The 26,316-nt window shown below is 59.9% G+C and carries 24 protein-coding genes; 14 read left to right on the plus strand and 10 right to left on the minus strand.

Features of this window, described 5'->3' with window-relative positions; all coding sequences use genetic code 11:
- Positions 1-2: 2 nt before the first annotated feature.
- From CQ002_RS22190 to dksA, 6 genes are all read right to left on the minus strand, one after another.
- Complete coding sequence (locus tag CQ002_RS22190; RefSeq protein WP_034107046.1) at positions 3-1,406, minus strand: polynucleotide adenylyltransferase PcnB; 1,404 nt, start codon at positions 1,404-1,406, stop codon at positions 3-5.
- Between the two features lie 709 nt (positions 1,407-2,115).
- Positions 2,116-3,546 carry a sigma-54 dependent transcriptional regulator gene (locus CQ002_RS22200; RefSeq protein ID WP_034107044.1) on the minus strand — a complete coding sequence of 477 codons (1,431 nt, stop codon included), beginning with the start codon at positions 3,544-3,546 and terminating at the stop codon, positions 2,116-2,118.
- Positions 3,547-3,568: 22 nt separating this feature from the next.
- On the minus strand, positions 3,569-6,523 hold the full coding sequence (locus CQ002_RS22205) for a sensor histidine kinase (protein ID WP_164393777.1): 2,955 nt from the start codon (positions 6,521-6,523) through the stop codon (positions 3,569-3,571).
- Positions 6,507-6,683: a hypothetical protein gene (locus CQ002_RS22210; RefSeq protein WP_003176118.1), complete on the minus strand. Its 177-nt coding sequence runs from the start codon at positions 6,681-6,683 to the stop codon at positions 6,507-6,509. Before CQ002_RS22210 ends, CQ002_RS22205 begins: the two co-directional genes overlap by 17 nt.
- Before the next feature lie 62 nt (positions 6,684-6,745).
- Positions 6,746-7,633 (minus strand): tRNA glutamyl-Q(34) synthetase GluQRS, encoded by an 888-nt coding sequence (gene gluQRS, locus CQ002_RS22215; protein ID WP_034107040.1) that lies wholly within the window; start codon positions 7,631-7,633, stop codon positions 6,746-6,748.
- Positions 7,634-7,715: 82 nt separating this feature from the next.
- Entirely contained in the window at positions 7,716-8,159 is a 444-nt protein-coding gene (dksA, locus tag CQ002_RS22220) for an RNA polymerase-binding protein DksA (RefSeq protein ID WP_025857127.1), read from the minus strand.
- A 318-nt stretch (positions 8,160-8,477) separates the two neighbouring features.
- Between dksA and CQ002_RS22225 the strand changes: the two genes are divergently transcribed.
- Together CQ002_RS22225 and sfsA are read left to right on the plus strand one after the other, a co-directional pair.
- Positions 8,478-9,650 (plus strand): pyridoxal phosphate-dependent aminotransferase, encoded by a 1,173-nt coding sequence (locus CQ002_RS22225; RefSeq protein WP_105162865.1) that lies wholly within the window; start codon positions 8,478-8,480, stop codon positions 9,648-9,650.
- Complete coding sequence (sfsA, locus tag CQ002_RS22230; RefSeq protein WP_105162864.1) at positions 9,650-10,360, plus strand: DNA/RNA nuclease SfsA; 711 nt, start codon at positions 9,650-9,652, stop codon at positions 10,358-10,360. Before CQ002_RS22225 ends, sfsA begins: the two co-directional genes overlap by 1 nt.
- On the opposite strand, the gene CQ002_RS22235 is transcribed toward sfsA, so the two are convergent.
- On the minus strand, positions 10,357-10,674 hold the full coding sequence (locus CQ002_RS22235) for a Rieske 2Fe-2S domain-containing protein (RefSeq protein WP_105162863.1): 318 nt from the start codon (positions 10,672-10,674) through the stop codon (positions 10,357-10,359). The two genes, sfsA and CQ002_RS22235, sit on opposite strands and share 4 nt — an antisense overlap.
- A 157-nt stretch (positions 10,675-10,831) precedes the next feature.
- On the opposite strand from CQ002_RS22235, the gene CQ002_RS22240 reads away from it, so the two are divergent.
- From CQ002_RS22240 to CQ002_RS22250, 3 genes are read left to right on the plus strand one after another with little or no spacing between them, the layout of a single operon-like run.
- Positions 10,832-11,710 carry a hemin ABC transporter substrate-binding protein gene (locus CQ002_RS22240; protein WP_105162862.1) on the plus strand — a complete coding sequence of 293 codons (879 nt, stop codon included), beginning with the start codon at positions 10,832-10,834 and terminating at the stop codon, positions 11,708-11,710.
- Positions 11,707-12,744, plus strand: a complete 1,038-nt coding sequence (locus tag CQ002_RS22245) for an iron ABC transporter permease (RefSeq protein ID WP_034107029.1) — start codon at positions 11,707-11,709, stop codon at positions 12,742-12,744. The genes CQ002_RS22240 and CQ002_RS22245 overlap by 4 nt, the downstream gene beginning before the upstream one ends.
- The gene (locus CQ002_RS22250) at positions 12,744-13,511 is read left to right on the plus strand and encodes a heme ABC transporter ATP-binding protein (RefSeq protein WP_098467377.1); all 768 of its coding nucleotides are present in this window, start codon (positions 12,744-12,746) and stop codon (positions 13,509-13,511) included. Before CQ002_RS22245 ends, CQ002_RS22250 begins: the two co-directional genes overlap by 1 nt.
- 268 nt (positions 13,512-13,779) lie before the next feature.
- Here CQ002_RS22250 and CQ002_RS22255 read toward each other — a convergent pair whose 3' ends face one another.
- The 3 genes from CQ002_RS22255 to CQ002_RS22265 all read right to left on the minus strand — a co-directional run bounded on the left by CQ002_RS22255 (position 13,780) and on the right by CQ002_RS22265 (position 16,240).
- On the minus strand, positions 13,780-14,052 hold the full coding sequence (locus CQ002_RS22255) for a TfoX/Sxy family protein (RefSeq protein WP_034107025.1): 273 nt from the start codon (positions 14,050-14,052) through the stop codon (positions 13,780-13,782).
- A gap of 193 nt (positions 14,053-14,245) precedes the next feature.
- Positions 14,246-14,590 carry a pentapeptide repeat-containing protein gene (locus CQ002_RS22260; RefSeq protein ID WP_034107023.1) on the minus strand — a complete coding sequence of 115 codons (345 nt, stop codon included), beginning with the start codon at positions 14,588-14,590 and terminating at the stop codon, positions 14,246-14,248.
- Positions 14,591-14,683: 93 nt separating this feature from the next.
- Positions 14,684-16,240 carry a bifunctional aminoglycoside phosphotransferase/ATP-binding protein gene (locus CQ002_RS22265; protein ID WP_034107021.1) on the minus strand — a complete coding sequence of 519 codons (1,557 nt, stop codon included), beginning with the start codon at positions 16,238-16,240 and terminating at the stop codon, positions 14,684-14,686.
- Between the two features lie 118 nt (positions 16,241-16,358).
- Here CQ002_RS22265 and mrcB point away from each other — a divergent pair, with 118 nt between their 5' ends.
- The 9 genes from mrcB (at position 16,359) to msrQ (ending at position 26,176) form a co-directional block, all read left to right on the plus strand.
- Positions 16,359-18,683 carry a penicillin-binding protein 1B gene (mrcB, locus tag CQ002_RS22270; RefSeq protein ID WP_034107019.1) on the plus strand — a complete coding sequence of 775 codons (2,325 nt, stop codon included), beginning with the start codon at positions 16,359-16,361 and terminating at the stop codon, positions 18,681-18,683.
- 16 nt (positions 18,684-18,699) lie between these two features.
- Positions 18,700-19,434 (plus strand): tetratricopeptide repeat protein, encoded by a 735-nt coding sequence (locus CQ002_RS22275; protein ID WP_105162861.1) that lies wholly within the window; start codon positions 18,700-18,702, stop codon positions 19,432-19,434.
- Entirely contained in the window at positions 19,434-19,763 is a 330-nt protein-coding gene (locus CQ002_RS22280) for a YqcC family protein (RefSeq protein ID WP_034107015.1), read from the plus strand. Before CQ002_RS22275 ends, CQ002_RS22280 begins: the two co-directional genes overlap by 1 nt.
- Positions 19,764-20,194: 431 nt before the next feature.
- Positions 20,195-21,919: an acetolactate synthase 3 large subunit gene (locus CQ002_RS22285; RefSeq protein WP_034108444.1), complete on the plus strand. Its 1,725-nt coding sequence runs from the start codon at positions 20,195-20,197 to the stop codon at positions 21,917-21,919.
- Positions 21,920-21,921: 2 nt separating this feature from the next.
- Positions 21,922-22,413, plus strand: a complete 492-nt coding sequence (gene ilvN, locus CQ002_RS22290) for an acetolactate synthase small subunit (protein ID WP_003176102.1) — start codon at positions 21,922-21,924, stop codon at positions 22,411-22,413.
- 47 nt (positions 22,414-22,460) lie between these two features.
- Entirely contained in the window at positions 22,461-23,477 is a 1,017-nt protein-coding gene (gene ilvC, locus CQ002_RS22295) for a ketol-acid reductoisomerase (RefSeq protein ID WP_003176099.1), read from the plus strand.
- Between the two features lie 144 nt (positions 23,478-23,621).
- The gene (pssA, locus tag CQ002_RS22300) at positions 23,622-24,479 is read left to right on the plus strand and encodes a CDP-diacylglycerol--serine O-phosphatidyltransferase (protein WP_034107013.1); all 858 of its coding nucleotides are present in this window, start codon (positions 23,622-23,624) and stop codon (positions 24,477-24,479) included.
- A gap of 63 nt (positions 24,480-24,542) precedes the next feature.
- Positions 24,543-25,556: a protein-methionine-sulfoxide reductase catalytic subunit MsrP gene (gene msrP, locus CQ002_RS22305; RefSeq protein ID WP_105162860.1), complete on the plus strand. Its 1,014-nt coding sequence runs from the start codon at positions 24,543-24,545 to the stop codon at positions 25,554-25,556.
- On the plus strand, positions 25,556-26,176 hold the full coding sequence (gene msrQ / locus CQ002_RS22310; protein WP_034107009.1) for a protein-methionine-sulfoxide reductase heme-binding subunit MsrQ: 621 nt from the start codon (positions 25,556-25,558) through the stop codon (positions 26,174-26,176). Before msrP ends, msrQ begins: the two co-directional genes overlap by 1 nt.
- The last annotated feature ends 140 nt before the right edge of the window (positions 26,177-26,316 follow it).

The raw sequence follows: 26,316 nt of genomic DNA on the forward strand, positions 1-26,316 counted from the left end.
GTTTATTCGCCCGCAGCGCCCGAGGCGTCAGCAGCGCTGCGCTTGCGCTTGGTGCCACTGCGACGACGCTTCTTCGGCCCAGCGCCGTCGCCGTCGCCCTTGCTGCCGAGGTCGCGGATCATGTCGCGGCGTTCGCTGTCGTTGGCATCCTGGTAGTCGGTCCACCATTCGCCCAGCCCATCGGTCTGCTCGCCTGCGCTTTCACGCAACAGCAGGAAGTCATAGCCGGCGCGGAAGCGCGGGTTGTCCAGGAGCAGGTCGGCACGTTTGCCGCTGCGGCGCGGCAAGCGTTCCTGCATGTCCCAGATCTCGCGGATCGGCAGGGTGAAGCGTTTCGGAATGGCGATGCGCTGACACTGCTCGGCGATCAACTCATGCGCGGCTTCCTGCATGGCCGGGATCGGCGGCATGCCACGCTCTTGCAGGCGCAGGACGCGTTTTGGCAGGGCTGGCCACAACAGGGCGGCAAACAGGAACGCCGGGGTAACCGGCTTGTTCTGCTTGATGCGCAGGTCGGTGTTGATCAGCGCTTCGCTGATCAGGGTGTGGGTGTACGTCGGGTTGTATTCCAATGCCTCGGCGCTGGCCGGGAACAGCGGATCGAACAACTGCAGGTCCACCAGCATTTCGAAGGTGTCGGCGGCGTAGCCCGAGAGGAACAGCTTGAGCACTTCTTCGAACAGGCGTGCCGAAGGGATCTCACGCAGCATCGGCGCCAGGTCGCGAATCGGCGCGGCAGTGTGTTTCTCGATGCCGAAGTTCAGCTTGGCAGCGAAACGCACAGCCCGCAGCATGCGCACCGGGTCTTCCTGATAGCGCTGGACCGGGTCGCCGATCAGGCGGATCAGGTTGTTGCGAATATCGTGTACGCCATTGGCGTAATCGAGGATGCGCTCGCTGACAGGGTCGTAATACAGGGCGTTGATGGTGAAGTCGCGGCGCTGCGCATCTTCTTCAAGGGTGCCGTAGACGTTGTCGCGCAAAATGCGCCCGCTCTCGTTGCGGGAGGACTGGTTGGTGTCTTCCTCTTCGTCGTTTTGCGGGTGGCCTGCTCGGAACGTCGCGACTTCGATGATTTCGCGACCGAAGTGGATATGCACCAACTTGAAGCGCCGACCGATGATCCGCGCGTTGCGGAATTCAGCACGTACCTGCTCAGGTGTGGCGCTGGTGGCGACGTCGAAGTCCTTGGGCGTGATATTGAGCAACATGTCGCGTACGCACCCGCCCACCAGGTAAGCCTGGTAGCCGGCGTTCTGCAACCGTTCGACGATGTTCACTGCATAACGGCTGAATTGAGCACGTTGCAGCGAATGCTGGCTGCTGTTGAGCACTTCAGGCGTGCTGCGTTTGTGTTGCGTACGACGCAAGGGAGAACGGAATGACTGGAACAACTTCTTCAGCATGGGATGCACTGTTTGAAGGAATGTTCGGCCATAACGAAGAATGACCGCATGATGGGCCGGGATTCTAGCATTTAGTCAGGGGATGGTGTAGGAACAAGCTACAGGCATTGCGCCATAAGCCTTTGCGGTGAATCACGAAAGCCAAATCCCGGAAACTACAAGGGGAGCCGAAGCTCCCCCAGAAGTAGTTGCGTGCTCTATTTTTATTATTGATTTCGGGCTTCTTGTTTTTGTTGATCGCCCTCGCCATGAAGCTTGACCTTCACGACACTCCCAATCGGGAGTCAAGAGCAAACGGATTGCTTTGGTCGCTGTGTTGCTGATCTACGATCCAACCAGTTCAGGCTCTGCCTTAGGGCAGTTTTTGTTGTTCTCGGCCTGGTTGCGGGGCAAGCCCCAAATGCAACGCCTCTCCAAAAGAATCAGTTAGCTGCGCCTCCGCCGTGTTGTTTTTGTTATGCGTGAGTCGATTCGTCTTATTTTTATTGTCTTGTACAAAGCTTGTTATTGTTTTTGTACTAAGCATATAGCAGGGTGCGTGCCAACTTTTGCACCACCCAGTAAAACCGGGGGTTTCAGGTGGTTTCGGGTTTTTGACGGACCAAAAAAAGCCGGGGCTTCGTTACCGTAAGCCCCGGCTTTTGTTACGCGAAATATCCGCGGTAACAGTTTTTTCACATCGGTGGGTGTTACCTGTGGGGGCGCACCCTCAACTCTCGCTCGCCACACCGGTCTTGCGCCGAGGAATGCCCAGGCGCTGGCGGCGTTCCCACAGGCACTTACGGCTCACGCCCAGCTTGCGCGCCAGTTCGGTCTCAGTCATATGGTCCTGATGCTCAAGGACAAAATGCTGGAAGTAATCTTCCAGTGACAGATCTTCCGTCGGCTCATGGCTGGTATTGCTACCGCCGCCTTGCTGAGGGGCCAGGCCGATGAAGTCGTCATCCTCCAGGTCACTGAGCTCGATATCGATTCCCAGCAGTTCGGCGGAAATTTCCGGGCTTTCGGACAGGATCACGGCGCGCTCGACCGCGTTTTCCAGCTCCCGCACGTTACCCGGCCACGAGTAATGCCGAATGGCCTGCTCGGCGTCCGGCGCGAACTTCAGGTCGGTACGGTTGATGCGCGCGCTCTGGCGCAACAGGAATGCGCTGGCGATTTCGTTGACGTCGGCGCCACGCTCGCGCAGGGCCGGCAGTTTGAGCGCGATCACGTGCAGGCGGTAATACAAGTCCTCACGGAACTGGCCGATCTTGGCCAGGCTCTTGAGGTCTCGGTGAGTGGCCGCGATCAGGCGCACATCAACCTTTTGCGATTGCACCGAGCCCACGCGGCGAATCTCGCCTTCCTGAAGCACGCGCAACAAGCGCGCCTGGGCTTCCAGGGGCAGCTCGCCGATTTCATCGAGGAACAACGTGCCGCCGTCCGCTGCTTCCACCAGGCCCGCACGCCCGGCGCTGGCGCCGGTGAACGCGCCCTTCTCGTGGCCGAACAGTTCGGACTCGATCAGGGATTCGGGGATCGCCGCACAGTTCACCGAGATCATCGGCGCCTTGGCACGCTTGGACAGGTTGTGCAGGGCGCGCGCCACCAGTTCTTTACCGGTGCCTGACTCGCCCTGGATCAATACATTGGAGTCGGTGGGCGCGACTTTGCGGATCTTGCTGTACAGGTCCTGCATCGGTGGGCAGGAGCCGATGATGCCGATCTCACCGTTGCTGTTGTCGACGCCGGGCTTGTCGGCCGTTTTCCCTGCAGGACGTTGCTCGGCAGGCGCGCTGCTGGCCGACTGACGGTCACGCAGGATACGGGCTACCGCCTGAAGCATCTCGTCATGGTCGAAAGGCTTGGCGATGTAGTCCACCGCGCCCATCTTCATGGAGTCCACTGCCGAACGCAGGCTGGCATAGCTGGTCATGATCAGCACCGGGGTGCCCTGGCCAAGCTTGATCAACTCGGTGCCAGGCGCGCCAGGCAGGCGCAGGTCACTGACAATCAGGTCGAACGTGGGAATGCTGAAACGCTCCTGGGCTTCCTGCACCGAGCCGGCTTCGCTGACCTGGTACTGATTTCGTTCAAGCAGGCGACGCAAGGCAGAGCGGATAATGGTTTCGTCTTCGACGATCAAAATGTGCGGCATTGATTCAATTCTCTCGACGGTCTCAGTTCACAGCGGACGTCGCTTCGACATGACGCGGCAAGGTCACCCGAATACGGGTGCCGCGTTGGCTTTCGGTGTCAGCCGGGCTGTCGATGGTGATTTGTCCATAATGCTCTTCAACGATGGAATAGACCAGTGCAAGGCCCAGACCGGTACCTTCACCTGGGTCCTTGGTGGTGAAGAAGGGTTCGAACAATCGGTCCATGATGTTCTGTGGAATACCGCTACCTTCATCTTCGACGATCAGATCGACCGTATGTTCGAAAGCCTCGGTCTTGACGCGTACCGCGCCGCCGGCAGGCGTTGCGTCACGGGCGTTGGACAGCAGGTTGATCAGCACTTGGGCCAGGCGCTGTGAGTCGCCATCGACCCAATGGTCGGGGTCGCACAAGTTGAAGAACTGTACTTCGAAATTGCGCCGGTTCAAGGCCAGCAGCCCGATGGCATCCTGTGCCACTTCGGCCAGGCACACGGCTTCGTCCTGGTTCTGATGGGCCCCCGCGTGGGCAAAGCTCATCAGCGACTGCACGATGCGTGACACACGCTTGGTCTGTTCGAGGATCTGCCCGCTGATCTCGGTGATCTCGCCGTCTTCTTCACGTTCTTCCCGCAGGTTCTGCGCCAGGCAGGCGATGCCGGTGATCGGATTGCCGATTTCATGCGCCACGCCCGCGGCCAGTCGCCCAATACTGGCCAGGCGCTCGGAATGCACCAGCTTGTCTTCGAGCATCTGGGTCTCGGTCAGGTCTTCCACCAGCAGCACCAGGCCGCTGTTACCGGGCGCCAGGGGCTCGTCGATGGCGGCCTTGTGCAGGTTGAGCCAGCGGGTTTGGCCGTCGAGGGCCAAGTGTTGCTTGTGCAAGTGCTCGTCGGGCAAGTTGATAAAGCCTTGCAGCAATTCTTTCCAGGGATCGCCCAGGGTGTTGAGACGTGAACCGACCACGCGCTGCGCCGCGATACCGGTCAGCTCTTCCATGGCCTTGTTCCACATCAGAATCTCTTGATCCTTGGCCAGGGAACACACCCCCATTGGCAACTCCTGCAGGGTTTGGCGGTGGTAGCGGCGCAGGGCATCGAGTTCGGCGGCGAGGCCGGTGAGGCGTGAGTGGTAATCCTCTAGCCGGCTCTCGATGAAATGGATGTCTTCGGTCACGTAGTTTTCGCCGCCGGCCTTGTAGGGCAGGAAGGTTTCCACCATGTCCTGGGACACGCTCGGCCCCATCAAGCCGGACAGGTTGGCTTCGATACGGTCACGCAGGCGGCGCAATGCATAGGGGCGCCGCTCATCGAATGGCAGGTAGAGGTCGCGCAGCGCCTGTTCGACTTCCTTTTGCGCGGCTTTGGCGCCCAGAGGCTTGGCCAGTTGCGTGGCGAACTCCTGGGGCGAGGCGGCATGCAGCTCACGGCGTTGCGGGCGCCGCACGTTATCCACGGCGCACGCTTCGGCGGCGCTGGTTTCCTCCGGGCTGGCGTTGGTGAACAGCGAGATCAGCGTGAACATCAAGACGTTGGCGGCCAATGACGCAATGGCCGCCATGTGCCAACTGGTGTCATCCAGCACGTAGATCATGTTCAACAGCGGGATGTAGAAGCCCTGCAAATTGCCGACCAGCGGCAGCAGCATGGTGACGATCCACACCAGGATCCCTGCCAGCAACCCGGCGATGAAACCACGGCGATTGGCGGTCGGCCAGTACAGTACCGACAGCACGCCCGGCAGGAACTGCAAGGTGGCGACAAACGCGACGATACCCAGGTTGGCCAAGTCCTGCCCGGCGCCCAGCAATAGGTAGAACCCGTAGCCTGCCATGATGATGGCGACGATCAGCGCGCGGCGTGTCCATTTCAGCCAGCGGTAGATATTGCCCTCGGCCGGCGGCTGGTACAGCGGCAAGACCAGGTGGTTGAGCGCCATCCCCGAAAGCGCCAGGGTGGTGACGATGATCAACCCGCTGGCGGCCGACAACCCGCCGACATACGCCAGCAGCGCCAAGGCCGGGCTATTGGCGGCAATGCCGATGCCGAGGGTGAAGTATTCAGGGTTGGTGGTAGCACCCAGTTTCAAGCCTGCCCACAGGATCAGCGGCACCGCCAGGCTCATCAACAACAGGAACAGCGGTAAACCCCAGCTGGCGCTGACCAGCGAGCGTGGGTTGAGGTTCTCGGTGAAGGTCATGTGGTACATGTGCGGCATCACGATCGCCGAGGCGAAGAACACCAGCAGCAGTGTGCGCCACGGGCCTTCCTGCAACGGCGTGTGCAGGGCGGCGAGGGCGGTCTGGTTTTGCAGCAGCCACAGTTCCAGCTGTTGCGGGCCATCGAACACGCCGTAAAGCGCATAAAGGCCGACGCCGCCGATGGCGATCAGCTTGATCACCGACTCGAAGGCAATCGCAAACACCAGGCCTTCGTGCTTCTCACGGGTGGCGATATGGCGTGAGCCGAAGAAAATCGTGAACAGGGTGATCAGTGCGCAGAAGGCCAGGGCTACCCGATGTTGCACCGGCTCGCGGGTCAGGATGCTGATGGAGTCGGCCACGGCCTGGATCTGCAGGGCCAGCAACGGCAACACACCGATCAGCATGAAGATAGTGGTCAGCGCGCCGGCCCAGGTGCTGCGAAAGCGGAAGGCAAACAGGTCGGCGAGGGAAGACAGCTGGTAGGTACGCGTGATCTTCAGGATCGGGTACAACAGCACCGGCGCCAGCAGGAATGCGCCGGACACCCCGAGGTAACTGGACAGAAAGCCATAACCGTACTGGTAGGCCAGGCCCACCGTGCCGTAGAACGCCCAGGCGCTGGCGTACACGCCCAGGGACAAGGTGTAGGTCAACGGATGGCGAATGATCGCCCGCGGAATCATTCCGCGCTCACTGATCCAGGCCACCCCGAACAGCGCGGCCAGGTAGGCGGCGCTGATCAGCAGCATCTGGGTGAGGCTAAAGCTCATCGGCATCTTTTTGGCTCTGCAGGATGAAAGTCACGACGATCAGGATCAACCACAGCAGATAAGGGCGATACCAGGCGCCCGTGGCGTCGATCCACCAATCCATGATGGCGGGGGAAAACAGGTAGATCCCGACGACCAGCAGCAGGACCAATCGATAGATGTACATGTTGGCCTCTGATTGAAAAACTGCGGCGATGGTAACGGATGCCGGGCAAGCTGCAAGCGCCTTCAGCTCAATTGCGCTTCGGCCAGTGTAAGTGTGCGCGGGATCTTGGTGGCGTCCCAGTGCTGGATGCCCCAATCCAGCAGTTCCCGTGGGCTGGCGTGCAGCAGTTCGTCGCCAGGTTGCTGGCCGAGGGCGCGCAGCGCTCTCAATAGCAAAGGCGTGGCCTGGTCGGGTGTCAATGGCGGGGAACGGTAGGATTTGCCCAGCTTGTTGCCGTCCGGCTGGATGATCAGCGGCACATGCAGGTAGCGCGGTTGACGCAGGCCCAGCAGTTCTTGCAGATAGAGCTGGCGTGGCGTGGAGTCGAGCAGGTCGGCACCGCGCACGATGTCGGTGACGCCTTGCCAGGCATCGTCGAGCACCACGGCCAGTTGATAGGCGTAGAGCCCGTCGCGGCGACGGATGATGAAATCGCCTACATCACGACCCAGGTGCTGTCGGAATTCGCCCTGCACTCGGTCGGTGAAATGGTATTCCAGCTCAGGGACACGCAGGCGAATAGCTGCGTCTTGCTGGTCATGCCCAACGTTGCGGCACAGCCCCGGATAGATCCCGTTGTAAGGCTCCAGCTGTTTGCGCGAGCAGGTGCAGGCGTAGGCCAGGCCGTGGTTGAACATGTCGTTGAGCACTTTTGCGTAGGCTTCATGCCGCTCACTTTGTCGGACACATTCACCGTCCCACTCGAAGCCGTAGCTCTCCAGGGCGTGCAGGATCGCCGCCTGGGCACCGGGCTCTTCGCGGGGTGGGTCGAGGTCTTCCATGCGCATCAGCCAGCGGCCTTGATTGGCGCGGGCATCGAGGTAGGAGGCGAGGGCGGCGACCAGGGAGCCGAAATGCAAATGGCCGCTGGGTGTGGGGGCGAAACGCCCGATATAGGTAGAGGCTGTCATGGGCCGGATACTACTGGAAATTCGGTAAACCCCAGAAACAAAAATGGGGCGTTCGCACGCCCCATTCATTCAACTCGGCCGATTACTTGCCGACTTGTTTTTCCTTGATTTCAGCCAAGGTCTTGCAGTCTACACAGAGGTCCGCGGTTGGGCGGGCTTCCAGGCGACGGATACCGATCTCGACACCGCAGGATTCGCACCAGCCGTATTCCTCGTCCTTGATCAGTTGCAGCGTCTTGTCGATCTTCTTGATCAACTTGCGCTCGCGATCACGGGCGCGCAGTTCAAGGGCGAATTCTTCTTCCTGGCTCGCACGGTCGGCCGGATCAGGGAAGTTGGCTGCTTCGTCCTTCATATGGTCAACCGTACGGTCGACCTCCTGCATCAAGTCTTGTTTCCACTTGTTCAGGATCTTGGTGAAGTGCTCGCGCATGGGCTCGCCCATGTACTCCTCACCTTTCTTCTCTACGTAAGGTTCGAAGCCGTTGAGGCCTTGAGTCTGCTGTTGCTTTGCTTGGGTGGACATGAATAGACCGCCTCTCACTCTTCTAATCCATTGCGCAGGATTGCAACGTCACCGACACCTGCCGGCCCTGCGGCTGCAAGCGGGCGAACTTACCAGATAGATTCGGGGTGCGCCACTCCCGGTTGTCGAGGCCCATCGCCAAGGGTTGCAAACTGTCGCAGCCCGCCATGACTGGGTATGGTTCGCCTCGAATGTTGATTTTAGTCGTTTTGCAGGCGCCTGCCCGGCTGGCATATGCCGTCGGGCAGGCAATAGAACATGTTTTACGGCGCGGGTTCGGTAGAATCCAACTTTTGTCCTCACCGTTAAGGAAGGCTAATGGCTCAGCCCTACAGTGCGCGCAGTCGCGCCATCGAACCTTTCCATGTCATGGCATTGCTGGCGCGTGCCAATGAGCTGCAGGCTGCCGGCCATGACGTGATCCACCTGGAAATCGGCGAGCCGGATTTCACCACTGCCGAACCCATCATCCAGGCTGGCCAGGCCGCGTTGGCCAACGGCAAGACCCGCTACACCGCGGCCCGTGGCCTGCCGGAATTGCGCGCGGCCATCAGCGGTTTCTACCAGCAGCGCTACGGGTTGAACGTCGACCCCGAGCGCATCCTGATCACACCCGGTGGCTCCGGTGCGTTGTTGCTCGCCAGCAGCCTGCTGGTGGACCCGGGCAAGCATTGGCTGCTCGCCGATCCCGGCTACCCGTGTAATCGCCATTTCCTTCGGTTGGTGGAGGGCGCGGCCCAGTTGGTGCCGGTCGGCCCCGAGGTGCGCTATCAGCTGACCGCCGACCTGGTGGCCAAGCATTGGGACCAGGACAGTGTCGGCGCGTTGGTGGCGTCGCCGGCCAACCCGACCGGGACGATCCTTACGCGTGACGAACTGGCCGGCCTTTCTGCCGCGATCAAGGCGCGCAACGGCCACCTCGTGGTGGACGAGATCTACCATGGCCTCACCTACGGCACCGACGCAGCCAGCGTGCTGGAAGTCGATGACGAGGCTTTTGTTCTGAATAGTTTTTCTAAGTATTTCGGCATGACCGGCTGGCGCCTGGGTTGGCTGGTGGCACCACCGGCGGCAGTGGGCGAGCTGGAAAAATTGGCGCAAAACCTCTACATCAGCGCGCCAAGCATGGCCCAGCACGCGGCGCTGGCCTGTTTCACCCCGCAAACCCTGAGCATTCTGGAGGACCGCCGGGCCGAATTCGGCTGGCGTCGCGACTTCCTGCTGCCGGCCTTGCGCGAGTTGGGGTTTGGCATAGCGGTCGAGCCGGAAGGTGCGTTCTATTTGTATGCTGATATCAGCGCGTTCGGCGGTGATGCCTTCACATTCTGTCGTCACTTCCTGGAGACCGAGCATGTGGCCTTCACCCCCGGCCTCGATTTCGGCCGCTTCAAAGCCGGTCATCATGTGCGCTTTGCCTACACACAAAACCTCGATCGGCTGCAGGAGGCGGTGGAGCGCATCGCCCGTGGCTTGCGGAGCTGGCAAGGCTGATGCGTTTTAATCCTCCCCTCGAAGAAGCGCGGCTGATCCGCCGCTATAAGCGTTTTCTCACCGATATCGAAACTGTTACCGGCGAGTTACTTACCATCCACTGCCCCAACACCGGTTCGATGCTCAATTGCATGGTGGAAGGCGGCCAGGTCTGGTTCAGCCGTTCCAATGACCCCAAGCGCAAGTTGCCGGGCACTTGGGAAATCGCCGAGACGCCCCAGGGCCGTTTGGCCTGTGTGAACACAGCGCGTGCCAATCAGTTGGTCGAGGAGGCGTTGAACGCGGGGATCATTACCGAACTCAACGGCTTTACCGCGTTGAAGCGCGAAGTGCCTTACGGCCAGGAGAAAAGCCGCATCGACTTTCGTCTGGACTATCCCGGTGGCGCGGCGTACGTCGAGGTCAAGAGTGTGACCCTGGGCTTTGATGGCTCTGCGGTGGCGGCCTTCCCCGATGCGGTGACCCAACGTGGCGCCAAGCACTTGCGCGAGCTGGCCTATCTGGCGCGGGAGGGTGTGCGTGCGGTGCAGTTGTACTGCGTCAATCTCTCGGGCATTGATGCCGTGCGCCCTGCGGTGGAGATCGATGCGGGCTATGCTGCTGCCCTGCGCGAAGCCAAGGCGGCGGGGGTAGAGGTGCTGGCATATGGCGTGCGGATCACACCCGAGGAAATCTGCGTGGACCGGCGGCTGGCCGTGCTGCTCGACTAGAGCTCAACCCACAGGCCCAGGGCGTCTTCGCGGCCGGGCAGGGCGGTAAGGCTTTGGCCGGCACATGGGCCGGCGATGCACTCACCGCTCTCGATCAGGAACAGCGCGCCGTGGGTGGCGCACTGGATCAGGCTGGCGCTGGTGTCGAGAAACTGGTCGGGTTGCCATTCCAGTGGAATGCCACGATGGGGGCAGCGGTTGATGTAGAAGTACGCAACACCGTCCCGGCGAACGGCCAGCAGCTTGCAACCGTCGATATCAAAACCGAGGCTGCTGTTGGGCGCGAGGGTGTCGGAGGAGCAGAGAAACTTCATTTCAATCCTTTAAGTGCCTTGACGTTCAAATGCAAACAATTATCAAATGCAGGCTTCGCCCGTCAGCTGACCGGGTGCTCAATACGATGCCAGGCGGGCGTTCCCTGTCACATCGATGAGTGCTTGAGCGGCCCTGCCCTTGGAAGGAAACCCTGTTATGCGCCTGAGTGCCAGCGCTATCGCGCTTGTTGTCGGACTGCTGGTCAACCACGCGGCTCAGGCCTCTGAACTGCCGCAACGCTGGGTGAGTGCCGGTGGGGCATTGTCCGAATGGGTGACAGCCCTGGGCGGTGAGTCAAAGTTGGTGGGCGTGGATACCACCAGTCAGCACCCGGAGTCACTCAAGTCGTTGCCGAGCATTGGTTATCAGCGGCAGCTATCGGCTGAGGGCATCCTGAGTTTGCGCCCACAGGTGCTGGTAGGCACTGAAGAAATGGGCCCGCCACCCGTGCTGGCGCAGATCCGCAACGCCGGCGTGCAGGTGGAAATGTTCTCGGCGCAGCCGGACCTGCCGACGTTAAAAGACAACCTCCAGCATTTGGGCAAGTTGCTGGGCAGTGAGGCCAAGGCCGACGAATTGTTTACCGCCTATGCGCAGGCGCTGGACCAGCAGAAACGCTGGGTAACCAACGCCCAGTCCACCCAAAAGGCGCCAGGCGTGTTGCTGTTGCTCGGCCATGCGGGTGGCAAGCCGCTGATCGCGGGCAAGGACACCGCGGCTGACTGGATGCTGCAACAGGCCGGTGGGCGTAATCTGGCGACCCATACTGGCTACAAGCCGTTTTCGGTGGAGTCCTTGGCTGGGTTGAGCCCCGATGTGCTGGTGTTTGCTGATCGTGCCCTGGCCGGTGAGGCGGCGCGTAGCGCATTGTTCAAGGAAAACCCGATCCTGACCTCCACACCTGCGGCCAAGCATGGGCGAGTGTTTGAGGTCGATCCCACCTTGTTGGTCGGCGGGCTTGGGCCGCGTCTGCCACAGAGCCTCGCGGCGCTGTCTGCCGGGTTTTATCCATCCCCAGCCAAGCCTGCCCCATGACCACGCTGGTTAAACCCAAGGCGTTGTTTGTGGGGTTGGCGCTGTTGTGTGTATTGGCGATCTGGCTCTCGCTGGCATTGGGGCCCGTCAGCTTGCCCCTGCTGGATACGCTCAGGGCCGCGCTGCGGTTGATGGGGCTGCCGATTGATGCGCACGGGCTGGAGCAGGCCGAACTGATCCTGGGTCAGATCCGGCTGCCGCGCACGCTGCTGGGATTGGCCGTTGGCGGCGTGTTGGCACTGTCGGGCGTGGCGATGCAGGGATTGTTCCGCAACCCGTTGGCTGATCCGGGGTTGGTTGGGGTTTCCAGCGGTGCCGCGCTGGGGGCGGCGGTGGCGATTGTCGGGGGGACGTTTTTCGGTGGTTTACCGGATGCGTTCGGGCCTTATATTTTGTCACTCTGTGCGTTCCTGGGGGGGCTGGGCGTCACTGCGCTGGTCTATCGACTGGGGCGACGCAACGGGCAGACCAACGTCGCGACGATGCTGCTCGCCGGCATCGCCCTGACAGCCCTCGCCGGTTCGGCGGTGGGCCTGTTCACCTACCTGGCCGACGACGCCACCTTGCGCACCCTGACGTTCTGGAACCTGGGCAGCCTCAACGGCGCCAGCTATTCGCGGTTATGGCCCTTGTTACTGGTGAGTGCGGGTGTGGCGCTGTGGTTGCCGCGTCGGGCCAACGCGCTGAATGCCCTGCTGCTCGGCGAGTCGGAGGCCAATCACTTGGGTATCGATGTGGAAGGGCTCAAGCGCGAGTTGGTCTTCTGCACGGCGCTAGGGGTAGGCGCCGCAGTGGCCGCAGCAGGCATGATCGGTTTTGTGGGGCTGGTGGTGCCGCATCTGGTGCGTTTGCTGGCGGGGCCTGATCATCGGGTGCTGCTGCCGGCTTCGGTCCTGGCGGGAGCGAGCCTGCTGTTGTTTGCCGATCTGGTTGCACGGCTTGCCTTGGCGCCGGCTGAACTGCCGATCGGTATCGTCACAGCGTTTATCGGTGCACCGTTTTTTCTTTACCTGTTGTTGCGGGGGCGTGCCTGATGCTGCGTGTGGAAGACTTGCAGATCTGTCGTGGCCGCAAAACGGTGTTGGCCGATGTCACGCTCGATGTGTTACCAGGCGAAGTGCTGGGCGTGTTGGGCCCCAATGGCGCGGGCAAGAGCACGTTGCTCGGTGCGTTGTGCGGCGAGTTGTATCCCGACCGGGGCGCAGTGTGGCTCGATCAGCGCCCGTTAAGCGACTGGGGTGGCGCGCAACGGGCCCAGCGCCTGGCGGTATTGCCGCAGGCCTCGACGCTGGACTTCGCGTTCCGTGTTGAAGAGGTCGTGGGTATGGGGCGTTTGCCTCACCAGACTGGGCGCGTGCGCGATGACGAGATTATCGCGGCGGCGTTGCAGGCGGCAGATGTCAGCCACCTGAGTGGTCGCAGCTACCTTGCGTTGTCGGGTGGGGAGCGCCAGCGCGTGCACCTGGCGCGCGTGCTCGCGCAATTGTGGCCAGGTGAGGCGGGGCAGACGTTGTTGCTGGATGAGCCGACCTCGATGCTGGACCCGTTGCATCAACACACGACCTTGCAGGCTATTCGTGCGTTCGCTGATCACGGGGCGGCAGTGTTGGTGATCCTTCACGACTTGAACCTGGCAGCGCGCTACTGCGACCGGATCCTGTTGCTCGCGGCGGGGCGTCCCCATGCCTTGGATACGCCGGCACAGGTAATGCGGCCGGAACCGCTGAAAGCTGTATTTGGCTTGGATGTACTCGTTCAGCCCCATCCGGAGCGTGGACACCCGTTGATCATTGCACGCTGAGCGTGAGTGCCGAACGTTGTCTGCAGGTGGATTTTTTGCAGGCAAAAAAAGACCCGGCAAGAGCCGGGTCAAATAACCGTGATTAGCCTGATGAGGAGATAATCTGAGAGTCCGAACCAATGGTCTTTCAGTTATCGGCTGATCTCGCGACCAGTTGTGATAATCATAACGATTCTCATTTGAGAGTCAACATTTGTTTTCACGGCTTCTTCAGCTTTTCTCAAACGCCCGTTCGGAGTGCCTGTAAACGTTGGTCTTGGCGGGTGATCTAGTTTTTCTGGCGCGCAGATATAGCGTCCAGTTGACGGTTCAACGCATCCTTGCGCTCGGGAGGAATATCGTTCCAGTGCACATCCATCAATGCCCCTTCTATGGCATACAGCAGCACTTTTGATGCGCGAAACCCGCGGGTGCGTACGGCCCTGTACGCATCGACGGCGCCCAAGCGACGCAAGTCGGACGCACTGTGGATGCCCACCGCATGCAGCCACTGTGCTGACGTCTTGCCAAGGTTTTTCAGGTGTTGCAGCTCATCGTTCATCAAGCCTCCTTGCGACGGCCGAATGGTGCGGTGGGTATCGTGACCAGGCAAGCCTGAACAGGAGTGTAGCGCTCAGTAGGAAAAGCGTAGTTCTTTAGTCGGAAACGGCCTAAAGGCTTACAAAAATAGAGGGATCAGGCAGGCGGGAAGTCCCGGGTGCGCTTACGCGATACCGGGACTGACGTGGAGGGATTCAGCGGGTGCGGTAGCGCAAACGCGTGCCGAAATTGACCGACATGAGGATCTCGTCGGCGGTCAGTTCTGGCGGGAAGTAGGTTCCAGAAATTTGCGCATGGGCGAGGCTCGCGCCTTCCAACGGGCAGTCGCGCAGATCCAGGCCGCGCAAGTCGGCGGAGCGGAAATAGGCGTCGGTAAAATCCACGCCCGTGGCGTTCAGTTCACGCAAGTCCAATCCACGGAAGTCGCCACCGCGCATGTCGATGACGCCGTCTTTCGGACGTTCCTGGTTAAAGCCTCGGATATCGTCTTTGTGCAGGAGCGAGTAAAGCGGAGTATCAAGAAGCTTGGGCTGATTCATGATGGCGACTCCTGTTGGATTTATGGCGCCATTATAGTGCCACTATTGCTCGGTCGTGCGCTCTAAGTAAGCGACACGACCAAGAAATTTTTCTTACAGGCCTGGCAAGCGTTGGCGAATATGCGCCACCAAAGCATCGAGGGTCCCGCTTTCATTGGTCTCGACGCGCTTGCTGAGGAGCAGTTCCTCGGCGGTCAGCGGGTCGCGGTTGGCTTGCTGTTCTTCGATAACAGCCAATGTTGCGTCGGAAGGATCGTTTTTGTCCGCCTGACGTTGCGCCAACCAGCTGGCAATAACGGCTTGCGGCGCATTGCAATCCAGGATCAGGAACGGCGCACCGGTGGCCTCGGCTACCTTGGACGCTGCATCGCGTTGTTCACGCTTCAGAAAGGTTGCATCCAGTACTACCGGGTAACCGGCGCGCAGTACGGTATCGGCCATTTCATTCAGGCGTGCGTAGGTCGCTGCACTGGCGTCGGCCGCGTAGATGCCGGCCTGTGGGGTGTTCTCAACATGCTGCTCGCCGAACAGACGCTTGCGTTCCACATCCGAGCGCAAGCGCACGGCACCCAAGGCTTCCACCAGGCGCATGGACACATGGCTTTTGCCGACGGCCGAAACACCGTGGGTAATTGCCAGGAAGCGCGACGGGATAGTGCTGTAGCTTTCCGCCAGGTTGGCGTAGTTGCGGTATTGGCGCAGGGTCGTGGCGCGTTGCACCGGGCTGGCTTCGCTCGGCATGCTGAACAGCGCGATCTTGGCGCGTACCAGGGCGCGGTAAGCTTTATAGAAGTTCAACACCTCAAGGCCTTGGTAGTCGCCCGTCAGCTCCAGGTACTGGCTGATAAAGCGGCGCGCCAGGGATTTGAGGCCACGGTCTTCAAGGTCCATCGCCAGGAAGCCGGTATCGGCGTACACATCGGTGAAGCGGAACGGCTCGTTGAATTCGATGCAGTCGAAGATCACCACGTGGCCATCGATCAAGGTGGCGTTACCCAAGTGAATATCGCCGTGGCATTCGCGGGTGAAACCCTGCTGCTTACGCTGGGAGAACAGCGGCTTGAGGCGCTCGAAGCTGCTTTCAGCCCAGGCCTGCAGGGCATCCAGTTGGGCCAGGTCGGCCTTGTCGCTGAGGAACGGGCGAATCTGGTCGAAGTTCTGGCGAACCGGTGCCATGACCTCATCCGGTGTGCCGGCCGGGTGTTCCTGCGGGACTTTGGGAGCCGCGAGGTGGAACTGCGCAATCTGCCTGGCCATTTCGTCGATGTGCGCGCTGGTCAGTTCGCCGTTGGCTTGCAGGGTACTGAGCAGTTGGCTCTGCGGGAACTGGCGCATTTTCAAGGCGTACTCGATGACTGGGCCGTCGCCGCCCAACTGCGGCGCCTCGGCGGTGCCAGTGATCGGCAGCACTTCAAGATACAAATCTTCGGTCAGGCGCTGGTTGAGGCGCAGCTCTTCGTTGCAGAAGTGACCGCGCTTTTCCAGGTCGGTGAAGTCCAGGAAGCCGAAGTTCATCGGTTTCTTCAGTTTATAGGCGTAGGGGCCGGTCAGTACGACCCAGGAAATATGGGTCTCGATGACTTGGAACGCTTCAACCGGATGGGGGTATAAAGCCGGGTTTTGCAGGGCAGCGATCAGGGACTGGCTCACGGGCGATCCTTCGGAGTCTGAGGAAAAACATGGCGGGCATTATGGCTGTTGCAGCCGGTCGTGCAAACCGCTGTCCGGCTCATGTTGATCGTCAATAAAGTGCGTATAATCCGCCGCCATGACTCGAACCCGATCTCCCCGTTCCCGTAAAAAACCTCCTTCCCGCGGCCTGCGCCCCTGGCTGGGCTGGGCGCTCAAACTCGGCCTGGTAGGCCTTGTGGTGCTCGCCGGCTTTGCGGTGTATCTCGACGCCGTGGTGCAAGAGAAATTCTCCGGCAAGCGCTGGACCATTCCTGCCAAGGTGTACGCCCGTCCGTTGGAGTTGTTCACCGGCCAGAAGCTGAGCAAGGATGACTTCCTTACCGAGCTCGATGCCTTGGGCTATCGCCGCGAACCCGTGAGCAACGGCCCGGGTGCTGCGGCTGTCAGTGGTAACACTGTCGACCTCAATACCCGTGGCTTCCAGTTCTACGAGGGCCTGGAAAAAGCCCAGCCTGTGCGCGTGCGCTTTTCCGGTGACTACGTTGCCGAGCTGTCGTCCCTCAACGGCTCGAAGCTGCCGGTGGTGCGCCTCGAGCCGCTGATGATCGGCGGCATCTACCCGAAAAACCTTGAAGATCGCATCCTGATCAAGCTTGATCAGGTGCCGCCTTACCTGCTGGAAACCCTGGTCGCCGTTGAAGACCGCGATTTTTACCACCACTGGGGCGTCTCGCCGAAGTCGATCGCCCGTGCGGTCTGGGTGAACACCTCCGGCGGCAAGATGACCCAGGGCGGCAGTACGCTGACGCAACAATTGGTCAAGAACTTCTACCTCACCAACGAACGCAGCCTGACCCGTAAGCTCACCGAAGCCATGATGGCGATGCTGCTTGAGCTGCACTACAGCAAGCAGGAAATCCTCGAGGCCTACCTCAACGAGGTATTCGTCGGCCAGGACGGCCAACGCGCAGTGCACGGTTTCGGCTTGGCCAGTCAGTTTTTCTTCGGCCAGCCGCTGTCCGAACTGAAGCTGCACCAGGTCGCGTTGCTGGTGGGCATGGTCAAGGGGCCTTCCTACTACAACCCTCGCCGCAACCCGGAGCGAGCGCTGGAACGTCGTAACCTCGTGCTCGACGTGCTTGAACAGCAGGGCGTTGCCACGGCTGAACAAGTGGCTGCAGCGAAGAAGATGCCGTTGGGTGTCACCACCCGTGGCAAGCTGGCAGACAGCTCCTTCCCGGGCTTTATCGACCTGGTCAAGCGCCAGCTGCGTGAAGACTACCGCGATGAAGACTTGACCGAAGAAGGCCTGCGGATCTTCACCAGTTTCGACCCGATCCTGCAGATGAAGGCCGAAGCGTCGGTCAATGACACCTTCAAGCGCCTGACAGGCCGCAAAGGTTCCGATGAAGTGGAAGCGGCCATGGTCGTGACCAACCCGGAAACCGGTGAAGTACAGGCCATGATCGGCAGTCGCCAAGCCAGTTTTGCGGGGTTCAACCGCGCGCTGGATGCGGTGCGCCCCATCGGTTCGCTGGTCAAGCCTGCCGTTTACCTGACCGCGTTGGAAAAGCCGAGCAAGTACACGCTGACCAGTTGGCTGTCGGATGATCCGCTGTCGGTCAAAGGGGGCGATGGCCAGGTGTGGACGCCGCAGAACTTTGATCGTCGCTCCCACGGGACGGTGTTCCTCTACCAGGGCATTGCACATTCCTACAACATTTCCACCTCGCGGCTGGGCCTTGAGGTCGGCGTGCCGAATGTCCTCAAGACGATAGCGCGGCTGGGTGTCAATCGTGAGTTCCCGGCGTTCCCGTCGATCCTGCTGGGCGCTGGCGCGATGACGCCGATGGAAGTCGCGACCATGTACCAGACCCTCGCCAATGGTGGTTTCAATACCCCCATGCGCGGGATCCGCAGCGTGCTGACCGCTGAGGGCGAGCCGCTCAAACGCTACCCGTTCCAGATCCAGCAGCGGTTCGATGCCGGCTCCATCTACCTGATCCAGAACGCCATGCAGCGCGTGATGCGCGAAGGTACCGGGCGTTCGGTCTACAGCGTGCTGCCGGCGAACCTGACGTTGGCAGGCAAGACCGGTACCAGTAATGACTCGCGTGACAGCTGGTTCGCAGGGTTTGGCCAGGACGTGCTGGCGGTGGTGTGGCTGGGACGCGACGATAACGGCAAGACGCCGTTTACCGGCGCTACCGGTGCGCTGCAGGTCTGGACCAGCTTCATGCGCAAGGCTGACCCGCTGCCGTTGAACATGCCGCAGCCAGATAACATCGTGCAGGCCTGGATTGATCCGCACACTGGCCAGGGCTCCGATGCCAACTGTCCGGGCGCGGTGCAGATGCCGTATATTCGCGGCAGCGAACCGCCACCCGGCGCCGCATGCGGTGGCAGTGCCCCTGCTGATGCGGAGTCGGTGATGGATTGGGTCAAGGGCTGGATGAATTAAGCAAAGAGGGTTTCAAGTGAACAAGTGGTGGATTCCAGCTATTACAGCCCTGGCTTTGCTCAGTGGTTGCTCCAGCGTGCAGCGCGGCTCCATTCCCGTGGTGGATTCGAGCACTGCCGTGTCCAATAACGACCGGATCTCGGCCAATGGCGGTTTCCGCCAGACCGTGACCAATCGTCCCGCCCAAGCCAAGCCCCAAGCCATGCCGCAGGATTCGGGCGTGGTCGTGATGGTGCCAGGCGGTGGTGCCGCGACATCGGCGCCAATCAGCGCCGAGCCGTGGACCCCAGGGGCGAGCAACACCGGCCCGATCGATACCACGCCGATTCAGACGGCCCCGCTCAACCAGGGCACCTACAACATGCCATCGACGCCGAGTGGCATTCCGTCGTCCTCCAGTGGCGGTGGCTTGTCGGCTGACGAGCAATTGGACGGCCCGGTGCTGGCCCTGTTGACCACGGCACAGCAACAGCAGGCAGGTGGTGACCTCAATGGTGCATCGTCGAGTCTGGAGCGTGCCCAGCGTGTGGCACCGCGTGAGCCGCAAGTCTTGTATCGCCTGGCCCAGGTACGGATGGCCCAGGGCGATGCACCGCAGGCCGAGCAGTTCGCCCGTCGTGGCCTGACCCTGGCCAATGGTCGTCCTGACCTTCAAGCCAGCCTGTGGGCACTGATTGGCGACGCACGTGCCGCACAAGGCGACGCTGCCGGTGCTGCCCAGGCGCGCCAGAAAGCCAAGGTCAGCCTCTGATGGATGCACGGTTTCCCGCAATTGCCGAACAGCTATTGCTGATTGAGCGAGAGTTGCGCGTGCAGGGCTGGTGGGACGACGTGCCCCCCAGCATCGAAGCGCTCAGCTCCGTCGAGCCGTTTTCGGTGGACACCCTGGATTTTCACCAGTGGCTGCAATGGATATTCCTGGTGCGCATGAAGCAGATCCTCGAACAGGATCTGCCGCTGCCCAATGCCTCGGGCATCCTGGAAATGGCCGAGATGGTCTACGCCGACCGTCCGCTGCAAAGCCTCGGCTTGCGCAATGCGCTGAAAAAGTTCGACCAATTGATCGTCGACGCTCGTTAATTGCCTGACTGCCGGGTTTTCCGGCAGTCTTGCGCACATTTCTACCGCTTGACGACATTCAGGCGAGTTTTATCCCTCCTCAGAGCCCTTTCTTCTACGTTCTCATGCGCTTAGTTGGAAAAAAGCGCAATTATTGCTTGACTTGAAGGGCCTGAAACAGAAGAATCCAAAGTCCGCTGTATCGGGACTGCCAGAAGCAGGCCCGCTCAGCAGATCATGAGGCGCATATCCGCGCCGACCTGTAACACCCGCAACGCGTTACCTCGCGCTGGGTGGGAAAAGCCCGCAACACTTGGGACGATCCCAATACTTGCTCAGTCAGTGCTGACGTAGTCGGCGACCACCGTCGCTCATGCTCTGTTGAGAAGTAAACCTATTAAGACCCGTCGGTTTTTAACGGACGGTATTCTGGCGTTTTAGAGGTGAACAACGTGGAGCTTTTATCTGGCGGTGAGATGCTCGTCCGCTTTTTGCGTGACGAAGGCGTCGACTATATCTACGGGTACCCAGGCGGTGCTCTGCTGCATGTCTACGACGCACTGTTCAAGGAACCGGCTGTTACCCACATCCTGGTTCGCCACGAACAGGCCGCGACCCATATGGCTGACGGTTACGCCCGTGCCACCGGTAAAGCCGGCGTGGTACTGGTAACGTCCGGCCCTGGCGCGACCAATGCCATTACCGGCATCGCGACTGCGTATATGGACTCCATCCCGATGGTGATCATTTCCGGCCAGGTGGCGAGCACCATGGTCGGCACCGATGCATTCCAGGAAACCGACATGATCGGTATCTCCCGGCCGATCGTGAAACACAGCTTCATGATCAAGCATGCGTCGGAAATCCCGGAAGTCATGAAAAAGGCCTTCTACCTCGCGCAGTCCGGTCGTCCGGGCCCCGTGGTGGTCGATATCCCGAAAGACATGACCAACCCAGCGGAAAAATTCGAATACATCTTCCCGAAGAAAGCCAAGCTGCGTTCCTACAGCCCGGCCGTCCGTGGGCACTCGGGGCAAATTCGCAAGGCGGCAGAAATGCTCCTGGCGGCCAAGCGTCCAGTGTTGTACTCCGGCGGTGGCGTGATTCTGGGCGGCGGTTCTGCGCCTTTGACCGAACTGGCCAAGCTGCTCAACCTGCCAGTGACCAATACCTTGATGGGCCTCGGTGCCTTTCCGGGTTCGGACCGTCAGTTCGTCGGCATGCTCGGCATGCACGGCAGCTACACCGCCAACCTGGCGATGCACCACGCCGACGTGATCCTGGCGGTGGGCGCGCGTTTCGATGACCGAGTGATCAACGGCGCGAGCAAATTCTGCCCGAATGCCAAGATCATCCATATCGACATCGACCCGGCGTCTATTTCCAAGACCATCAAGGCCGACGTGCCGATCGTAGGTCCTGTTGAAAGCGTATTGACCGAAATGGTCGCCGCACTCAAGGACATTGGCGAGACGCCGAACAAGGAATCCGTTGCCAGCTGGTGGAAGCAGATCGACGAATGGCGCGGTGATCGCGGCCTTTTCCCTTATGACAAGGGCGACGGCAGCATCATCAAGCCACAAACCGTGATCGAGACCCTGTGCGAAGTGACCAAGGGCGATGCCTTTGTGACTTCCGACGTGGGCCAGCACCAGATGTTCGCCGCGCAGTACTACAAGTTCGACAAGCCGAACCGCTGGATCAACTCCGGTGGCCTGGGCACGATGGGCTTTGGTTTCCCTGCGGCCATGGGTGTGAAGCTGAGCTTCCCCGACACCGACGTCGCATGCGTCACCGGTGAGGGCAGCATCCAGATGAACATCCAGGAGTTGTCGACATGCCTGCAGTACGGCCTTCCGGTGAAGATTGTCTGCTTGAACAACGGCGTGCTGGGCATGGTTCGTCAATGGCAGGACATGAGCTACAACAGCCGTCACTCCCATTCCTACATGGAGTCGCTGCCAGATTTCGTCAAATTGGTTGAAGCCTATGGCCACGTCGGCATTCGCATCACCGATTTGAAAGATCTGAAGCCGAAGATGGAAGAGGCGTTCGCCATGAAGGACCGCCTGGTGTTCATCGATATTCAGGTGGATACCAGCGAGCACGTCTACCCGATGCAGATCAAAGACGGCTCTATGCGCGACATGTGGCTGAACAAGACGGAGCGTACTTAATCATGCGGCACATTATCTCCCTGCTTCTGGAGAACGAACCCGGCGCTCTGTCTCGTGTTGTCGGCCTGTTTTCGCAACGTAACTACAACATCGAAAGCCTGACCGTGGCCCCGACCGAAGACCCGACCCTGTCGCGCCTGACGTTGACGACTGTTGGCCACGATGAGGTGATCGAGCAGATCACCAAGAACCTCAACAAGCTGATCGAAGTGGTCAAGCTGGTCGACCTGTCGGAAAGTGCCCACATCGAGCGCGAGCTGATGCTGGTTAAAGTCAAGGCCACGGGTGCCCAACGTGCCGAGATCAAACGGACTACCGACATTTATCGCGGGCAGATCGTTGATGTGAGCGCCAGCGTTTATACCGTTCAACTGACCGGTACAAGCGACAAGCTGGACAGCTTCATCCAGTCGATCGGGACGGCCTCGATTCTGGAAACCGTACGCAGTGGTGTCACCGGGATTGCCCGTGGCGACAAAGTACTCAGCATCTAACCCAAATTAGCGAATGGCCTTACGGCCTGGATATATAGAGGAACCTCATGAAAGTTTATTACGATAAAGATTGTGACCTGTCGATCATCCAGGGCAAGAAAGTCGCCATCATCGGCTACGGCTCCCAAGGTCACGCGCAAGCTTGCAACCTGAAAGACTCCGGCGTTGACGTGACCGTCGGCCTGCGCAAAGGCTCGGCCACTGTTGCCAAGGCTGAGGCCCACGGCCTGAAAGTGACTGACGTTGCTTCCGCCGTTGCTGCTGCCGACCTGGTCATGATCCTGACCCCGGACGAGTTCCAGTCCGCGCTGTACAAGAACGAAATCGAGCCGAACATCAAGAAGGGCGCTACCCTGGCCTTCTCCCACGGCTTCGCGATCCACTACAACCAAGTCGTGCCACGCGCTGACCTTGACGTGATCATGATCGCGCCAAAAGCGCCGGGCCACACCGTGCGTTCCGAGTTCGTCAAGGGCGGCGGTATCCCTGACCTGATCGCGATCTACCAGGACGCATCGGGCAATGCCAAGAACGTGGCACTGTCCTACGCTGCTGGCGTCGGTGGCGGCCGTACCGGCATCATCGAAACCACCTTCAAGGACGAGACTGAAACCGACCTGTTCGGCGAACAAGCCGTATTGTGCGGCGGTACCGTTGAACTGGTGAAAGCCGGTTTCGAAACCCTGGTTGAAGCGGGCTACGCGCCGGAAATGGCCTACTTCGAATGCCTGCACGAACTGAAGCTGATCGTTGACCTCATGTACGAAGGCGGTATCGCCAACATGAACTACTCGATCTCCAACAACGCCGAATACGGCGAGTACGTGACTGGTCCGGAAGTGATCAACGCCGAGTCCCGCCAGGCTATGCGCAACGCCCTGAAACGTATTCAGGACGGCGAATACGCCAAAATGTTCATCAGCGAAGGCGCTACCGGCTACCCTTCGATGACCGCCAAGCGTCGTAACAACGCCGCTCACGGTATCGAAGTCATCGGCGAGCAACTGCGCTCCATGATGCCGTGGATCGGTGCCAACAAGATCGTCGACAAAGCCAAGAACTAAGTCGTACGCATCAAGGAAAAACGCGGCTTAGGCCGCGTTTTTTCGTTTGGGGGCTTGTTCTGGTATAAAGCTGCATCGTTTGCGGGCGAACACTCGCCGCAAGTATTGGTCGTATTTTTTTCACACCGTTGCAAGGTAAAGTCCATGAGCGAACGTCCCGAAGAGCCAAGCCAGGCTTCTGAAGCCGAAAGCCTGCTGCCGATCGATGAGCATGTCGAAGAAGGGCATGACGCGGAAGGTCGCAAGGTCCGGCATCGTGGCATCTATCTTCTGCCCAACCTGTTCACCACGGCGAACCTGTTTGCCGGATTCTATTCCATCATCAATTCCATGAGCGCCCAAAGCGCGCTGGCGGCGGGTGATGCGGCGAGCGCTAGCAAGTACTTCGGTTTTGCTGCCATCGCAATCTTCGTCGCCATGGTGCTCGACGGCCTGGATGGGCGCGTGGCACGCATGACTAACACGCAAAGTGCGTTCGGTGCCGAGTACGACTCGCTGTCGGACATGGTCGCGTTCGGCGTCGCCCCTGCGTTGCTGGCATTTGCCTGGGCGCTGGGTGATATGGGTAAGGTCGGCTGGATGGTTGCCTTCATCTATGTCGCCGGGGCCGCTCTGCGTCTGGCGCGCTTCAACACCCAGGTGGGAACTGCCGACAAGCGTTACTTCATCGGTTTGGCCAGCCCTGCTGCCGCCGGTGTGGTGGCGGGTATCGTCTGGGCGTTCAGTGATTACGGCATCCAGGGTTCGAAAATGTCGTTCCTGGTGGCCTTGATGGTGGCCGCGGCCGGCATGCTGATGGTCAGCAACATCAAGTACAACAGCTTCAAGGAGCTGGACTTGAAGGGGCGTGTGCCTTTTGTGGCGATCCTGGCAGTGGTGCTGGTATTCGCCGTGGTGTTCAGTGATCCGCCGCGCATTCTGTTGTTGGCCTTCCTGGTTTACGCTGCGTCGGGGCCGGTTCAGTATCTGCTGCATCTGCGCCGCGACAAAACGTTGCCTTAATGTAATTTCCCCCATACTCCGCAGTCTATTGGTACATCAGTTCTCCAATGCTGCGGAGTTGCCATGTTAATCAAATTGCCTAAAGCGTCCGATTGCCACGAGTCCGACGTCACTCCTGAATCCTTCTATCTCTCTCGTCGTGCTTTGCTCGGTGGTGCGCTTGCCGGCATGGCAGCCAGCACTTTGCCGCGTTGGGCCAGCGCTGAAGACGCTTCGCGTTATGCCGATGTCGAGGCGGGCAGGGCGCCGAGCTGGTTTGCCGACAAGCTGCCGGGCACCCAATGGCAGGCAGTCACGGTGAAGGGCGAGGCGATCACGCCCTTCAAGGACGCCACGCACTACAACAACTTCTATGAGTTCGGTACCGACAAGGGTGATCCGGCAGCGAATGCCGGTTCACTCAAGACCGAACCCTGGAGCGTTGTCATCGATGGCGAGGTTGCGAAGCCAGGCCGTTACGCCCTGGAAGACTTCATGAAGCCTTATCAGTTGGAAGAGCGGATCTACCGCCTGCGCTGCGTCGAGGCGTGGTCCATGGTGATTCCCTGGATCGGTTTTCCGATTTCAGCGTTGCTCAAGCAGGTTGAACCGACCTCCAAAGCCAAGTACATCCGTTTTGAAACCCTCCAGGATCCAAAGAGCATGCCGGGGCAGCGTTCGAGTTTTGGCTTGATCGACTGGCCTTATGTGGAGGGGTTGCGTCTTGATGAGGCGATGAACCCTCTGGCGATCCTGGCGGTGGGGATGTATGGGCGCGAATTGCCTAATCAGAATGGTGCGCCCCTGCGCCTGGTGGTGCCGTGGAAGTATGGCTTCAAGAGTGTGAAGTCCATTGTGCGGATCAGTCTCGTGAGCGAACAGCCGAAAACCACTTGGCAGAGCATTGCTGCCAATGAGTATGGCTTCTATGCAAACGTAAACCCGACGGTTGATCACCCTCGATGGACTCAGGCCCGTGAGCGCCGTCTGCCCAGTGGCTTGTTTAGTCCTAATGTGCGTGAGACGCAGATGTTCAATGGTTACTCGGATGAGGTGGCGTCTCTTTATACCGACCTAGACCTGCGGAAGAATTACTGATGCGTTACCCGATCTGGCGCATGAGCGTCTTTATAGCAGCGGCGATATGGCCGCTGTTCTGGCTCTATGAGGCGTGGGGTTCTGCCCTCGGGCCCGATCCAGGCAAGGTGCTGGTAGATCGGTTGGGGCTCGGTACATTGATTCTGCTGCTGATCACCCTGGCAATGACACCGCTGCAGAAGCTTAGTGGTTGGGCGGGGTGGATAGCGGTACGCCGCCAACTGGGTTTGTGGTGCTTTGCCTATGTAGTGCTGCATCTGGCTGCGTACTGTGTGTTTGTGCTGGGGTTGGACTGGTCGCAGTTGGGTGTGGAGTTGCGCAAGCGGCCCTACATTATAGTGGGGGCGCTGGGCTTCCTGTTGCTGTTGGTTTTGGCGGTGACGTCGAATCGTTACAGCCAGCGTCGTTTGGGAAGTCGTTGGAAGAAGCTGCATCGCCTGGTGTATGTGATTCTTGGGCTCGGCTTGCTGCATATGCTGTGGATCGTGCGAGCAGATCTGAAGGAATGGGCTCTCTATGCTTCTATAGGTGCGTTGCTCCTGGTGCTGCGGATACCGCCTGTGATGCGACGAATCCCACGGCTTATCGCGAAAAAACCACTTTCTGCAACAAAAACGTAATTAAGGGTTGACGGCAGATTCTGGAAGTCTATAATTCGCCCCACTTCCGGCGCAGTCGAAACGGAAAACTCCTTGGTAAACAAGTAGTTACGCAGAATTCGACAGCGAGTTGCTTCAGTTCATCGAAGCCCAGAAGGAGT

The organism is Pseudomonas sp. MYb13 (assembly GCF_002980075.1).
Classification (GTDB): domain Bacteria; phylum Pseudomonadota; class Gammaproteobacteria; order Pseudomonadales; family Pseudomonadaceae; genus Aquipseudomonas; species Aquipseudomonas lurida.